General features: G+C 73.0%; 14 protein-coding genes and 2 tRNA genes. 6 read left to right on the top strand and 10 right to left on the bottom strand.

The genetic code is table 11. From position 1 onward, the window contains the following. Window positions 1–42: 42 nt before the first annotated feature. Window positions 43–720: a potassium channel family protein gene (locus FDM97_RS12550; RefSeq protein ID WP_137990491.1), complete on the top strand. Its 678-nt coding sequence runs from the start codon at window positions 43–45 to the stop codon at window positions 718–720. A 16-nt stretch (window positions 721–736) separates the two neighbouring features. Here FDM97_RS12550 and thrS read toward each other — a convergent pair whose 3' ends face one another. From thrS to FDM97_RS12535, 3 genes are all read right to left on the bottom strand, one after another. Beyond that, window positions 737–2,713: a threonine--tRNA ligase gene (thrS, locus tag FDM97_RS12545; protein ID WP_137990490.1), complete on the bottom strand. Its 1,977-nt coding sequence runs from the start codon at window positions 2,711–2,713 to the stop codon at window positions 737–739. Between the two features lie 815 nt (window positions 2,714–3,528). Continuing rightward, complete coding sequence (locus FDM97_RS12540; RefSeq protein ID WP_137990489.1) at window positions 3,529–4,782, bottom strand: hypothetical protein; 1,254 nt, start codon at window positions 4,780–4,782, stop codon at window positions 3,529–3,531. After that, the gene (locus FDM97_RS12535) at window positions 4,782–5,348 is read right to left on the bottom strand and encodes a DUF4365 domain-containing protein (RefSeq protein WP_137990488.1); all 567 of its coding nucleotides are present in this window, start codon (window positions 5,346–5,348) and stop codon (window positions 4,782–4,784) included. Before FDM97_RS12535 ends, FDM97_RS12540 begins: the two co-directional genes overlap by 1 nt. Before the next feature lie 119 nt (window positions 5,349–5,467). Between FDM97_RS12535 and FDM97_RS12530 the strand changes: the two genes are divergently transcribed. Then, on the top strand, window positions 5,468–6,193 hold the full coding sequence (locus FDM97_RS12530) for a 3'-5' exonuclease (RefSeq protein WP_137990487.1): 726 nt from the start codon (window positions 5,468–5,470) through the stop codon (window positions 6,191–6,193). 73 nt (window positions 6,194–6,266) lie between these two features. Here FDM97_RS12530 and FDM97_RS12525 read toward each other — a convergent pair. After that, a tRNA-Val gene (locus FDM97_RS12525) sits at window positions 6,267–6,338 on the bottom strand. Window positions 6,339–6,377: 39 nt separating this feature from the next. Continuing rightward, window positions 6,378–6,827, bottom strand: a complete 450-nt coding sequence (locus FDM97_RS12520) for an SRPBCC family protein (RefSeq protein WP_137990486.1) — start codon at window positions 6,825–6,827, stop codon at window positions 6,378–6,380. Between the two features lie 82 nt (window positions 6,828–6,909). Between FDM97_RS12520 and FDM97_RS12515 the strand changes: the two genes are divergently transcribed. Then, on the top strand, window positions 6,910–9,729 hold the full coding sequence (locus FDM97_RS12515; protein WP_137990485.1) for an SCO7613 C-terminal domain-containing membrane protein: 2,820 nt from the start codon (window positions 6,910–6,912) through the stop codon (window positions 9,727–9,729). A 46-nt stretch (window positions 9,730–9,775) separates the two neighbouring features. Here FDM97_RS12515 and FDM97_RS12510 read toward each other — a convergent pair. Next, window positions 9,776–9,850: transfer RNA gene (locus FDM97_RS12510), tRNA-Val, on the bottom strand. A 54-nt stretch (window positions 9,851–9,904) separates the two neighbouring features. Continuing rightward, window positions 9,905–10,327 carry a TIGR02611 family protein gene (locus tag FDM97_RS12505; RefSeq protein ID WP_137990484.1) on the bottom strand — a complete coding sequence of 141 codons (423 nt, stop codon included), beginning with the start codon at window positions 10,325–10,327 and terminating at the stop codon, window positions 9,905–9,907. 190 nt (window positions 10,328–10,517) lie between these two features. Here FDM97_RS12505 and FDM97_RS12500 point away from each other — a divergent pair, with 190 nt between their 5' ends. Together FDM97_RS12500 and FDM97_RS12495 are read left to right on the top strand one after the other, a co-directional pair. Continuing rightward, on the top strand, window positions 10,518–10,931 hold the full coding sequence (locus FDM97_RS12500; protein ID WP_015032345.1) for an SsgA family sporulation/cell division regulator: 414 nt from the start codon (window positions 10,518–10,520) through the stop codon (window positions 10,929–10,931). 278 nt (window positions 10,932–11,209) lie between these two features. Next, complete coding sequence (locus tag FDM97_RS12495) at window positions 11,210–11,767, top strand: CGNR zinc finger domain-containing protein (RefSeq protein WP_137990483.1); 558 nt, start codon at window positions 11,210–11,212, stop codon at window positions 11,765–11,767. 31 nt (window positions 11,768–11,798) lie between these two features. Here the strand turns inward: FDM97_RS12495 and FDM97_RS35765 are convergent, their stop codons facing one another. Beyond that, window positions 11,799–11,951, bottom strand: a complete 153-nt coding sequence (locus FDM97_RS35765; RefSeq protein WP_175439104.1) for a hypothetical protein — start codon at window positions 11,949–11,951, stop codon at window positions 11,799–11,801. Between the two features lie 94 nt (window positions 11,952–12,045). Next, entirely contained in the window at window positions 12,046–12,474 is a 429-nt protein-coding gene (locus tag FDM97_RS12490; RefSeq protein WP_137990482.1) for a hypothetical protein, read from the bottom strand. Between the two features lie 167 nt (window positions 12,475–12,641). On the opposite strand from FDM97_RS12490, the gene FDM97_RS12485 reads away from it, so the two are divergent. Beyond that, window positions 12,642–13,157 (top strand): DsbA family protein, encoded by a 516-nt coding sequence (locus FDM97_RS12485; protein WP_137990481.1) that lies wholly within the window; start codon window positions 12,642–12,644, stop codon window positions 13,155–13,157. On the opposite strand, the gene FDM97_RS12480 is transcribed toward FDM97_RS12485, so the two are convergent. Continuing rightward, window positions 13,154–13,993, bottom strand: a complete 840-nt coding sequence (locus FDM97_RS12480) for a GNAT family N-acetyltransferase (protein ID WP_137990480.1) — start codon at window positions 13,991–13,993, stop codon at window positions 13,154–13,156. The genes FDM97_RS12485 and FDM97_RS12480 overlap by 4 nt on opposite strands. Window positions 13,994–14,032 lie beyond the last annotated feature (39 nt).

Below are 14,032 nucleotides of genomic sequence, written 5' to 3'. Positions count from 1 at the left end.
TCGCCGGGGCGATGCTCACGCGGCCCCGGAGATGCTGATCCGATGAACGAGAGGCCAGAGGCACAGGAGCGCTGGGACCGCCGGATGGAGACCCCGCTGGCGGTGCTTTCCCTGCTGTTCTTCGCCGGGTACGCGGTACAGGTGCTGGCCCCCGGTCTCCCGGACGCCTGGCTGGACTTCTGTCTGGCGGTGGTGTGCGCCGCCTGGGCCGTGTTCGCCGTGGACTACGCGGTACGGCTGCGGCTGAGCGGCCAGCGCCCGCTGCGGTTCGTCCGCACCCACTTCCTGGACACCGTGGTCCTGGTGCTGCCGCTGCTGCGCCCCCTGCGGGTCGTGAACATCTACGAGCGGATCCAGCGCCGCCGCGACCAGCCCCGTCTCACCCTCTACGCCCGGGTCATGGCCTACGCCGGTCTCACGGCCACCCTGCTCGGCTTCGCGGGCGCGCTCACGGTGTACCACTACGAGTACGGGGCGCCGGGCGCCACGATCCGTACCTTCGGGGACGCGGTCTGGTGGGCGTGCTCCACGCTGTCGACGGTGGGCTACGGCGACGTGTCCCCGGTGACGCCCATGGGCCGGGTCACGGCCGTGGGCGTGATGGGGTGCGGGCTGGCACTCCTCGGCGCGGTGACGGGTTCCTTCTCGTCCTGGCTGATCCAGACGTTCGCGCGGGAGGACGAGATGAGGCCCCCGGGGGGCTCCCCGGGGGCCTCATGACCTACGTCCGCGGCGCTCAGACCTGGACGCGCTCCTCGACGACCTTGGCGATCTTGGCGATGGCCTCGTCGACCGGGATGCCGTTCTCCTGCGAACCGTCGCGGTAGCGGAAGGAGACGGCGCCGTTGGCCATGTCCTCGTCACCGGCGATGATCATGAACGGCACCTTCTGCTTCTGGGCGTTCCTGATCTTCTTCTGCATCCGGTCGGAGGAGGCGTCGACCTCGACCCGCAGCCCCTGCTTCTTCGCCTTGGCGGCGAACTCCTGCAGGTACGGGATGTGCGCGTCGCCGATCGGGATGCCGGTCGCCTGGACCGGGGCCAGCCACGGCGGCATGGCGCCCGCGTAGTGCTCGAGGAGGACCGCGAAGAAGCGCTCGATGGAGCCGAACAGCGCGCGGTGGATCATGACCGGACGCTGCTTGGTGCCGTCGGGGCCGGTGTACTCCAGGTCGAAGCGCTCCGGCAGGTTGAAGTCCAGCTGCACGGTCGACATCTGCCAGGTGCGGCCGATGGCGTCGCGCGCCTGCACGGAGATCTTCGGGCCGTAGAAGGCGGCGCCGCCCGGGTCGGGGGTGAGCGGGAGGCCCTGCTTCTCGGCGACCTGCTGGAGGACCGCGGTGGCCTCCTCCCAGACCTCGTCGGAGCCGACGAACTTCTCCGGGTCCTTGGTGGACAGCTCCAGGTAGAAGTCGGTCAGACCGTAGTCGCGCAGCAGGTTCAGGACGAAGGTGAGGGTCTTGTCCAGCTCCTCCGCCATCTGCTCGCGGGTGCAGTAGATGTGCGCGTCGTCCTGGGTGAAGCCGCGGGCACGGGTCAGGCCGTGCACGACGCCGGACTTCTCGTACCGGTACACGGTGCCGAACTCGAAGAGGCGCAGCGGCAGTTCACGGTAGGAACGCCCGCGCGCGTCGAAGATCAGGTTGTGCATCGGGCAGTTCATGGGCTTGAGGTAGTAGTCCACGCCCTCGTCGAGCTGCATGGGGGGGTACATGCCCTCGGCGTACCAGTCGAGGTGGCCCGACTTCTCGAACAGCTTGCCCTTGGTGGCGTGCGGCGAGTAGACGAACTCGTAGCCCTCCTCCTCGTGGCGCTTGCGCGAGTAGTCCTCCATGACCCGGCGGATGATGCCGCCCTTGGGGTGGAAGACGGCGAGGCCGGAGCCGATCTCGTCCGGGACGGAGAAGAGGTCGAGCTCGTTGCCGAGCTTGCGGTGGTCGCGCTTCTCGGCCTCGGCGAGGAAGTCGAGGTGGGCCTTCAGCTCGTCCTTCGACGGCCAGGCGGTGCCGTAGATGCGCTGGAGCATCGGGTTCTTCTCGCTGCCGCGCCAGTAGGCGGCGGCGTTGCGCATGAGCTTGAACGCGGGGATGTTCCGGGTGGTGGGCAGGTGGGGACCGCGGCAGAGGTCCTTCCAGCACAGCTCGCCGGTCTTGGCGTCGAGGTTGTCGTAGATGGTCAGCTCGCCGCCGCCCACCTCGACGTTGGCGCCGTCGTCGGTCGAGGCGGAGCCCTTGATGCCGATGAGCTCCAGCTTGTACGGCTCGCCGGCGAGCTCCTCGCGGGCGGCCTCGTCGGTCACCACGCGGCGGGAGAAGCGCTGGCCCCGCTTCTGGATCTCCTGCATCTTCTTCTCGATGCTCTTGAGGTCCTCGGGGGTGAAGGGCTTCTCGACGTCGAAGTCGTAGTAGAAGCCGTCACGGACCGGCGGGCCGATGCCCAGCTTGGCCTCGGGGAAGAGCTCCTGCACGGCCTGGGCCATGACGTGCGCGGTGGAGTGGCGCAGGATGTCGAGACCGTCCGGGGAGGAGATCTCGACGGGCTCGACGACATCGCCCTCGGCGACGACGTAGGTGAGGTCCTTCAGCTCACCGCCGACGCGGGCGGCGATCACGGACCGGTCGTCGGCGAACAGCGCGCCGGCGGTGGTGCCCGCGCTCACCGCCCGATCCTCGACTCCGGAGGCGGACTGGACGGTCACACGGACATCAGACACAGGTGCTCTTTCCATAGGGGCGCGGGCAGACACGAAGTGCCGACGCCGACGGTGCGCGGCAGAGACGAGGTGCCGCGCCGCCCCCGATCGTACCGACCGGACACCCCCACCCGCGAAACGGTTTCCCCCCACCCGACCCCACGCCATGCGTACCGGGACGCCCCGGCCGGGCCGACTCGACCGGCTCGCCGCCGCCGCCCGAACCCACGCCGGGCCGGACCGAGCAGCCCGGCGTCACCGGACGCCCCAGGCCGGGCCGGCAGCAGGCTCGCAGCAGGCGGAAGCCACCGCCGCGCGGAGCCAGTCGCCGGTGGTGGCGAGAGGGGAGCCCCGCGCCCCGCACTCACCCGGGCCGGGCCCGAGCGGCGGCTCCACCTCACCAGACGTGCCGGGCGCCGCAGGCGGACACCCCGCCGCACGAACCCAGCGGCCGGGGGCGACGGGGGTAAGCCCCGCGCCCGGGCACGGGGCGGCGGCTCGCGTCGCCCGGCTCGCCTGGCCGCGAAGGCCCGCCGCAGGCGGGCTCCCCCGGCCGGGTGCGTGGGCGGCGGCTCCTCTTCGTCAGGAGGGCCGGGTGGATGACCCGACCGCCGTGGGTCCCGCCGGGCGCGGGTGGTGGCACGGCGTCGGCGGTCTGCTAGGCCGGGAAGGCTCGCCGCAGGCGGGGGTCCCCGGCCCGCGGACACGACCGCCCTGGGGCTACGGGGGAACCCGCTGCGCCCGTCCCGCCGGCGCGGGTGGTGGCACGAAGTCGCCGGTCTACCGGGCCGCGGACCCGGCCGCCCGGTGGGGGCGACGGGGGGAACCTCCCCCCGTCACTCGCCCGGGCCGCACGCCTCCTCGAAGAAGTCGAGGTTCTCGTGGAGCGACTTCATCAGGCGGTCCCGTTCCGCCTCGTCGACCTGGACCGGTACGACCCCGGACGCGTCCGTCAGCCGACGGAAGCCGCCCCTGCTCTCCAGGCGGCCCACGACCCGGATCGGCAGGCCCACGAGGTGGGCGTGGCCCGCCGTGCGGTACGACTCCTCGTCCAGGGTCACCCGGACGTGCGGCACCTCCGCGCCGGCCAGGACCCGCAGGCGTACGGTTCCCTCGCCCCGCGGGCCCGAGCGGCGCATGCGGACGACCGCGCCCGTGATCCGGACCGGTACGGACGGCTCGTCGGTCAGATAGCGCGCGCCGGCCTCGCGCAGGGCCGGCAGGTCACCCGCCGAGAACTCGACGGGCTCGGGCCGCGCGGCGCAGCCCGCCGGGGTCCCGGCGGCGGGGGCCCACTCCAGCGCGATCCTCGCCCCCTCCGTGCCCCGCACCAGCGCCACGAGGGCCTCGGTGAGCTCGCGGCTCACCCCCGCCTCGACCGCCGCGTCGAAGGCCTCCATCCCGCCCGTGGCCCGCTGGTAGTCCGCGGCCTCCCGTGCCGCGTACAGCGCGTGGTAGAGCCGTACCGCGATCGCCCGCCCCGCTTCGACGGGGACGAAGGCGGTCAGTCCCCGGCCGCCCTGGGCCGCCCCCACGACCACGCCCTCCAAGGACGCCTGGGCCTGCCGCCGGTGCCGCGCGCCGTAGTACCCGGCGCGGCCGCGCACCGCGAGCGCCCCGGCGAGCAGCAGCTGCCGGGCGGCGGACCTGAGCTGTTCCTGGACGGTCCAGGGCACGGTGCCCGCGGGCCCCGGCGGCACGTCACGCCACCAGCGGATCTCGTCGCTGGGCACGGTCAGCCCGACCAGCACCTCCCGCGCGGAGGGCGCCGCACTGTGGGCGAGCGCGGTGAGCGCCTCGCCGAGGAGGTCCTCGCAGTCCGGGAACGCGCGGCTCTCGGGCACGAGGAGGCTCGTGGCGCCGGTGGAGCCGCCTGCCCCCGGAGGAGTCCAGCGGCTGTAGCGCCCCGCGGCCCCGCCGCGCCGACGCCAGCCGTGGCGGGCCAGGAGCGCGCCGAGGACGAGCGGGTCTACCCGTCCGGGGTCGGGAGACCCGTCGGGGATGTCGCCTGGGACGGGATGGGGGCGGAACGGTGGCAGGACGGGGCCGTATCCGGCCCCGCCTTCCGGTTCGCCGATCGGCCGGTGCATCAAGGTCTCCCTCCCACGCCGACCCGGGTCATGATCTCGCACAGTGCCCGGTCGTCGAAGATCCGCGCCGTCGGTATACGCACGGTCGTCCGGCGCCGGCCGGTCACCGGGTGACCGGCCAGATTGATCCAGTAGCAGCAGTGCCGCAGATCGAGCCGGTCGTGACCGGCCCGCAGCCAGTCCTCCCGGTCCCGCGGCACGATCATCACGACCAGGATCTTGTGCACCGAGACCGGGGTCCGCGCCAGCTTCACCAGATGATCGTTGTCGAGGGTGAAGGAGTACGCGGGCCCGGGCGGCCGCGGCGGTAGCTGGTAGGTGCACTTGAGCTGCACCTTGATGGTCACTTCGTCGTCGACGGTGTGGCCGGGAGCGCTGTGGCTCACGTGCCAGTCGATGCCGTTGTCCGGAAACGGCTGCGACAGCGAGCAGCCCGCCGCCGCCGCGACCGCGTGCAGGTACCCCACCTGAAGGGTCTCCATGCAGGCGGTGGTGGCGAGTGAGCCGCGCTGCGGTGCTGCCCGCTGAGGCGGCAGCCCTCCCGATTCGGGCTGGGCGAGCGCCATGTCAATTCCCTTCCCCGTCATCTGTGTTGTCACCGGCCCGCGTACGGCGCAAACAGCACGGGTATCACCGATTCGGCAGGGGGATCGCCATCTGCCGCACATGTGCGAGGAGTTCGGGGATGACGCACTGGTATGAGGGGCCCCTGGCCGCATTCGACACGGAAACCACGGGAGTTGACGTCGAGCAGGACCGGATCGTCTCGGCCGCGCTCGTCGTCCAGGACATGGCGGGCGGGCGTGCGCGGGTGACGCGCTGGCTGGTCAATCCCGGGATTCCGGTGCCCGCTGCGGCCACGGAGGTCCATGGCCTGACGGACGATCATCTGCAGCGGAACGGGCGCTGGCCCGCGCCCGTGATGGAGGAGTTGGGGCGGGCGCTCGCCGAGCAGTGTGCGGCGGGGCGGCCGTTGGTGGTGATGAACGCGCCGTTCGATCTGACGATCCTGGACCGCGAGCTGCGCCGCCACCGCGCCTCCTCGCTGGGCCGCTATCTGGAGAACGCGCCGCTGTGCGTGCTGGATCCGCGGGTGCTCGACAAGCATCTGGACCGCTATCGCAAGGGCCGCAGGACGCTGACGGATCTGTGCGCCCACTACGACGTGGAGCTGGACGGCGCCCACGACGCCGCCGCGGACGCGACGGCGGCGCTGGATGTCGTACGGGCGGTGGCGCGGCGTTTCGCGTCCCGGCTCGAGCGCCTGTCGCCGGCGGAGCTGCACACCTTGCAAGCGGTGTGGCACGCGGCGCAGGCGCGGGGGCTGCAGGCGTGGTTCACGCGCAACGGGACGCCGGAGACGGTGGATCCGGCGTGGCCGCTCCGTCCGGAGCTGCGGACGGCTGCGTGACCCGCATGACCCCATGGCCGCATGACCGCATGACAAAGGCCGGTTCGTCTTTCGACGGACCGGCCTCTCCCGGTGGGCGATACTGGGATCGAACCAGTGACCCCTTCGGTGTGAACGAAGTGCTCTCCCGCTGAGCTAATCGCCCGGGAACGGGTTGAACCATACAGGCCCGGGCGGGTTTCCTTCAAACCAGCCGCAGCCTGGCGGCGAGGCCGCGTCGCCCGGCGCGCATCATGAGGGCGTGGTTGGCGCGGAAGACGGGCCGGCCCGGGACGGCGAGCCGGCGCATGAGGGGGCTGGTCACCTCCACCTCCTGTTCGTAGAGCGCGCGGGTGCCGGGGCCGTCGGCCGCGACGAGGGTCCAGCGCGCCCAGCCCTCCAGGTCGCCGCGGAGCGCGACCTCCAGGACGCGGGCCACGGGGTCGCGGCGCCGGGCCTCGGCGGTGACGACGAGGTCGTACGGGAGGAGCGAGCGGAAGCGAGCCGTGCCGGTGAGCTCGTCGACGGGGACGACCTCGCGGACCTGGGGCCACCACTGGGGGTAGTCCTCGGCGCGCTCGAGCACGGCGAAGACCGCGTCGGGCGGGGCGGCCAACGGCCAGACGCTGCGGAAGCGGTAGCGGCACCAGTCCATGTCCCCAGTGTGTACGTACTCAGGACGGGATATGAGTACGTCCGCGCATGACCCGGACTGTGTCCGGCGCCACACTCCGGGTATGGAGAACGCCCTGTCACCCGCGGACGAGCTGGTGCTCGTCGACCGCGAGTTGACTCAACTAGACGCTCGCAGATCTCAGTTGCTGGCCCGCCGGGCCTGGTTGCTGCAGGTGCTGCACCAGCCGCTGGCACCGTCGCGTGCGGCGACGGGCCCCCGCCCCGTGACGGACTCGACGCCGCGGAGCGCGCAGAACGTGCTGCTGACGCTGGGCGGAGTGCTGCTGACGATCGCGGCGCTCGCGTTCACGCTGGTGAGCTGGGGCTCGATGGGCATCGGCGGCCGTGCGGCCGTGCTGGCGCTGGTGACGTCGGCGGCGCTCGCCGCCCCGGTGGTGCTGCTGCGCCGCGGCCTGGTCTCCACGGCGGAGTCCGTGGCGGCCCTGGCCCTGGTGCTGATGGTGCTCGACGCGTACGCGCTGCACCGGGTGGCGCTCGCGGACACGGACGGTCTCGCGTTCGCCGCGGTGGCCTCGGCGGTCCTCGCGGGCGCGTGGACGGCGTACGGCTCGGCGCTCGGACAGCTGCGCATTCCCCTTCCGGTGGCGCTGGTGACGGCCCAACTGCCTCTGCCGCTGGGGGTGCTCGCGGCCGACGGCGGCACGCTCGCGCTGGCCTGGGCGCTGCTGGTGACCGCCGTCCTCGACCTGGCGGTGGCGCTCCGGTCGACCCCTGCGGCGGTACGGGGCATCGCCGGCTCCCTGGCCGGTGTGCTCGGCGGCTGGGCGCTGCTGTCGGGCGGCTTCCTCTCGCTGACCTCGCCGATCCCGGCGGGTGCGCTGCTGCTGGCCTGCGCCGCGGTGGCGCTGTACGTGGCGTGGCGGGTGGCCTCGGCGGCCGTGGCCACGTCCGTGGCGGCGGGCCTCGCGGTGGTCGCGGCGGCGGGCGGCGTGCTGCGCCCGGTGGTGCCGGGTGACTGGGAGGTGCTTGCGTACGCGCTGTGCGCGGTGGCCCTGGCGGGGGTCCTGCGCTCGGCGGCGCCGCGCGCGGTGAAGCTGGGCCTGTCGGGCGCGGGCGCCGGTGTGCTGGCGCTGTGCGTGGCGTGGGCGCTGCCGCCGGTGGCGACGGCGCTGCTGTCCCCGGCGGCCCGGACGACCCCGGTCTGGTCGGGCGACCACGCGACCCGCGCGCTCACCTCGTACCCGTCGACGGCCCCGCTCGTCCTGCTCCTCGCGGCGACCACCCTCGCGGCCGTTCCCCGCCTCTGGGCCCGCTGCGTCGCGCTCCTCCTGGCGTGGGCCCTGCTGACGGCGCTCCCGCTCTCCCTGGAGCTCCCTTTCGCGGCGACGCTGACGCTGCAGCTCCTGACGACGGCGGCGGCACTGTCCGTCGCGGTACGCCCGGAGACGCTGACCCGGGGAATCCCGGCTCCGGCCGCGGCCACGGCCGGCCCTGAACCCGCCGCGCCACGGGCAGCCGGCGGCAAGCTGCCGGGTTCGGAACGACGGGGTGCCGAGGCCTCCGACGCGGGTGGCCCGGCGCCGGGCGCGGCGAAGCCCACGCCGGATGCGGTCGGTGGACCGCTTCCCGACTCGGCTCGACCCGCGGCCGGTGAGGGCCGCACCGCCGACGAAGCCGGATCGCAGCCCGCCCCAGGCCCCGTCGGCACGGGCGACGCGCTGCCCGCCGCCGAGGCGGCTCGCCCCGGCGGCGAGGCCGGCGGGCCGGTGCCGGATGCTTCCGGCACCACCGAGACCGCCGGGCAGGCGGGCCAAGGTGCCGCGTCCGGCCTCCGGGCGAGTGCGGCCGAGGCGGGACCGGCTCGGGAGGCCGCAGCTGCCCCCGAGGTCAGGGCGCAGTGGGCCGGGTGGAGCCCCGCTCGCGCGCCGAAGGCGGTCGCCGCGCCCGTGTCGCCGCGGGAAGCGCTCGGCTGGAGCGCGCTGGGCTGTGGGCTCGCCTCTGCGGCGAGCGCGGTCGCCGTGGCGCTGGACACGCGGGGGGCGACGTTCGCCGCGCTGGGGGTGCTGCTCGGGCTCTTCGTCGCGGTCGCGTTCCTCGCGGAGGGCGCGCGGCAGGTCGTGGCGGCGTGCGGGGCCGTCGTCGTGGCGACCGGGCTCGTGTACGCCGGGGCGGCTGCGGCGTCGTTCCCCGGTCACGGCACGGCTCTCGCCCTGCTCGTGGTCCCGGCGGCCACCGCCGTGGCCGGTGCGCGGCTGAGGCGCCATCCGGTCGCGCTTCCCGTGGAGATCACCGGCGCCGCCGTGGGGCTGCTCGCCATCGGCGGCGCGGTCTCCCGTCCGGCGGTTCTGGCGCTCGTCCTCGCGCTGGGCGGGGTGATCGCGGCTGCCACGGCCCTGCGGCCGGAGCGGCGCCCGTTCGCCTCCTGGACGGCCGCCGCACTGTTCCTGACGGCGACCTGGGTGCGGCTCGCGGTGTGGGACGTCGAGACCCCGGAGGCGTACACCCTGCCGGTCACCGTGCCCGCCCTGGTCGTCGGCGTGCTGCGCCGGCGCCGGGACCCGGAGACCTCGTCCTGGGTGGCGTACGGCCCCGGTCTCGCGGCGACGCTGGTGCCGAGCCTCTTCGCCGCCTGGGCGGACCCCGACTGGCTGCGGCCGCTCCTCCTCGGTCTCGCCGCGCTCGCGGTGACCTTGCTGGGGGCCCGGTTCCGGCTGCAGGCGCTGCTCGTGCTCGGCGGCTCGGTCCTCGCCCTCGACGGGCTGCACGAGCTGGCCCCGTACGTGGTCCAGGTCGTCGGAGCGCTGCCCCGCTGGCTGCCGCCGGCGCTGGCAGGCCTGCTGCTCCTCGCGGTCGGTGCGACGTACGAGCAGCGGCTGCGGGACGCGCGCCGGCTGCGGGAGCGACTGGCCCGCATGCGGTGACGCCGAAGGCCCGGAGACTGGATCGTCTCCGGGCCTTCGGTCCGGGTGGTGGGCGATACTGGGTTCGAACCAGTGACCTCTTCGGTGTGAACGAAGCGCTCTCCCACTGAGCTAATCGCCCGGGCGCACCGCAAACATTACCGCATGTCAGAGGGTGCCCCCGACCGCCGTCGGGTCAGTCGTTGATCTTCCACGGCATGACGAAGCCGTACTTCCAGAGGTAGAAACCGAGCAGCACGGCGATGATCACCAGACCGACCGTGGTCAGGATGATGTTGCGGCGCCTGACCTTCGGATCGAGCGCCCGCTGGGCCGCCTCGGTGACTTTCCGCTTCGTCCAGCGGAGCACGAGCTGTGCCCAGACGAACTCGGTGGCCCAGATCGCCATTCCACCGAAGATCACCAGCCAGCCGGGACCGGGCAGGGGCAGCATCACGATGCCGCCGCCCACGACCGCGAGACCCACGATGAAGACGCCGACCTGCCAGCTCAGGTGCAGGGTCCGCCGTGCCTTGATGAACTCGGGGGCCCGGGATCCCAGCTCGGATTCCCCGTCGGCCGCGGACTCCCCGGTGCGCTCGTCACTCTCCGCATTCATGGTCTCCAACTTACCCGACGGGGAGCCGTCACCGGTATGGCGGTATTACCCAAAGTTACACACCCCCATACGAGCTACCTGAACGATCACAAAACAGACAGAGGGGTTTACAACGGCACCGTAGGTGGCATGTCGATTTCGCCGACGTGCGAATCCCCGAGCGCACACTGAGCGAAAGGCCCTGGCGCTTATGAACACCACGGTCAGCTGCGAGCTGCACCTGCGCCTCGTTGTGTCGAGCGAGTCCTCACTGCCTGTACCCGCGGGCCTGCGGTATGACACGGCCGATCCCTATGCCGTGCACGCCACCTTCCACACCGGAGCCGAAGAGACGGTCGAGTGGGTCTTCGCCCGCGACCTTCTCGCCGAGGGGCTGCACCGGCCCACCGGCACGGGCGACGTCAGAGTCTGGCCGTCCCGCAGTCACGGTCAGGGCGTCGTCTGCATCGCGTTGAGTTCCCCCGAGGGCGAAGCCCTGCTCGAGGCCCCGGCGAGGGCCCTGGAGTCGTTCCTGAAGCGGACCGACGCCGCGGTGCCACCGGGCACCGAGCACCGTCACTTCGATCTCGACACGGAGCTCTCCCACATCCTGGCCGACAGCTGAGCCAGGCCGAGAGCCGCACGGCGCCGTCCGACTCGGGGAGACGGCGCCGCGCGGACAACGACATACGGCAGACATCGGCGTCCTCACCGCGCAGCCGGCGCGGAGGAGGGCGCCGATGCCCGTTTCGCGGGTCAGGAGGGCGAGCCGGGGTCCGGTTTCGGCCCCGTCCCTGCCCGCTTCCGGACCGCTTCCGGACCGCTCCCGGCAGCTCGCGGCGAAGCCGCTAGAGTCAGCGGAATTCCGCGGGCGCCCGCCCGCGGCCGGCCAGGGAGCGAAGCGTGCTGATCCCCCACGACACCCGGATCGCCCTCGATACCGTCGTCGATCTGATGAACACCGCGCCGCAGGGCGACCGTGACGACGAGCTCGGGGACCTCCCGTCGCTGCGCACCTTCGTGCGGGCCCACGACATCAGCGACGTGGGCGAGCTCGACGAGCACGACCTGCGGGCCGTGCGGGAGGTCCGCGCGAGGTTCGCGGCCGTCTTCGCCGCCCCGGACGCCCGGATCGCGGCCACGCTGATCAACCAGCTGGTGGCGGCCGCGGGCACGACCCCGCAGCTCACCGACCACGACGGCTACGACTGGCACGTGCACTACTTCGCGCCGGGCGCCTCGGTCGCCGACCACCTCGGCGCGGACTGCGGCATGGCCCTGGCGTTCATCGTGGTGGCGGGCGAGCAGGAGCGGCTGCGGCGCTGCGAGGCCCCGGACTGCGGACGCGCCTTCGTGGACCTCTCCCGCAATCGCTCGCGGCGCTACTGCGACAGCCGCACCTGCGGTAACCGGCTCCACGTGGCCGCGTACCGGGCACGACGCAAGGAAGCCGCCGGCTGAGCCGGCGCAGGCTCGGGCACGGACCCGCCCCTCACAGCAGGAAGAGGTCGTGCACGGCGGAGATCAGAAGCAGACAGCCGATCACCGCGAGGAAGATCATCAGCGGCGGCTGGGAGAGCGCGAACAGACAACCGCGCGGCTCTTCGGTGGGGGCGGGGACGTGATCCCGCGAGGTATCCAGCATCTCGGGGGCGATCATGGCGCAGCGCACGCCGACACCGCTCGCAACAGGCCCCTGACGGACGGCAGTTCATCACATCCCGTGGATGCTCCGACTGTCAGATCCCGTGCTTCTTCAAGATCGCCTCGATGTCGCTGAAGTCGTCCGAGGCGGCCGTGGCCTGCGGCTTCGGGGTCGTGCCGCGCTCGCCCCGGCCGAGCGAGGGCGCGGAGGCACCCGGTGCGACGGCGTCCGGCGCATCACCCGTGAGTGTCTTCTCCTCGCGGCCTCCCCTGCGCCGCTCGACGGCCCGGGCGGACATGAAGAGCAGCCAGGCCACGCCGAGGACGCCGAAGCCGGCCCAGGCGGTCGGGCTGAAGGCCGTGTCGAAGGCCCACTCCACCGCGCCGGTCATGACGAGGCCGAGCGGCACCAGGGAGTAGGCGGCGATCCGGGTCGCCGCGAGGAAGCGCTTGCGGTACGCCGTGATCGCGGCGATGCCCAGGCCCGCCGCGGACACCGCGGAAAAGATGGTCTCGGCAAGCATGCGATCCTCCTGATCCCGGGCTATACGTCCCTTCCATCCTGCACCGGCGGGGCGGTTCCCGGCCATGGCCCGGCGCGGACCTCAGGGAGATCTCCGGGTCGCCCCGTCCGGATCTCCTCCCCAGGTCCCGGTTGGGGCGTGCCGCCGGGGGCTGGGAGACTGCTCCCATGAGTGACTCCACCACCCCGTCCGCCTCCCCCGTCGTCGTGGAGGCCTGGTTCGACCTCCAGTGCCCCGACTGCTTCCGCGCCCTCGACGACGTGCGCGCGCTCCGCGAGAAGTACGGCGACCGGATCGACGTACAGCTGCGGCACTTCCCGCTGGAGAAGCACAAGCACGCCTACGCCGCCGCCCAGGCCGCGGAGGAGGCCGCCGAGCAGGGCAAGGGCTGGCCGTACGTGGAGGCGCTGCTGGCCAGGACCGCCGAGCTGGGCGACCGGGGCGAGCCGGTGCTCCTGGAGGTCGCGGGCGAACTGGGTCTGGACGCGGAGGAGTTCGACACCGCCCTGATCGACGGCCGGCACCTGCTGACCGTCGACGCCGACCAGGCGGAGGGCAAGGCGGTCAAGGTCACCGGCACGCCCACCTACATCGTCGGCGGCGAGCGTCTGGACGGCGGCCAGAGCCAGGACGGGCTGCGCGAGCGCGTCGAGCAGATCGCCGACCGCCTGCTCGCCGGCTAGAGCAGGGCCTTCCAGCTGTTGACGTACGTCGTCCGGTAGCCGAGCGACTCGTAGAGCCGGATCGCCGGGGTGTTGCCCGCGAAGACATGCAGTCCGAGCAGGCTCTCCCCGGCGCCGAGCGCGACCCGCTCGGCGAGCAGCATCAGCGCACGGCCGTAGCCCTGGCCGCGATGAGCCTCGGCGACCTCGATGTCGTACACGAACGCCCCGTGGAGTCCCGGTTCGAGTTCGATCCGGCCGGTCCACAGGTGGCCCGCCACCTCCCCGTCCCGTACGGCGACGTCGAGGGCGACCCCGGGGGTCGCCAGGCCCTGCGGGAGGTGTGTGCGGTGGCTTGCCTCCGCCTTGGCCCGCGCCTGGTCCTCCGGTACGCCCCGGGCGATCCAGCTCTGCGCGAAGTCTTCCCTGGCCTTCGTCTCCCACTCCGCGAACTCAGCCTCGGTCATGGGACGGACCTCGATGCCGGGCGGCAGCTCCGGGGGCTCCCCCGGCAGTTCCTTGACCATGTTCCGGCTGCGCTCGGTGTAGCCGAGGGCGTCGGCCATCCGCAGCGCCGCCTCGGCCCCGGCCGGTACGGAGATCTGGACCTGGCCGCAGCCCCAGCCGCGCAGCACCTCCTCGGCGGCGAGCGCGGCGACCGTGCCGCGTCCGCGGCGGCGGTCCTTCTCGTCGATGCCCAGGGCCTCGATCACACCGGAGCCCGCTCCGAAGCCGGGCGCGGTGGCGAGACGTACGGAACCGACGCGGCGGCTGTTCACGCAGACGTCGTAGGTGCGCGTTCGGCTGCCGTCGGGGGTCTGCTGAAGCGGCCCGGACGGCCGCAGGGTGGTGGTCATCACGGGTGTTGTACCCATGCTGCGGCCGTCCGTCATCCG

Origin of the sequence: Streptomyces vilmorinianum (genome assembly GCF_005517195.1) — a bacterium.
Lineage (GTDB): Bacteria > Actinomycetota > Actinomycetes > Streptomycetales > Streptomycetaceae > Streptomyces > Streptomyces vilmorinianum.
This window is presented reverse-complemented; position numbering and strand designations above follow the sequence as displayed.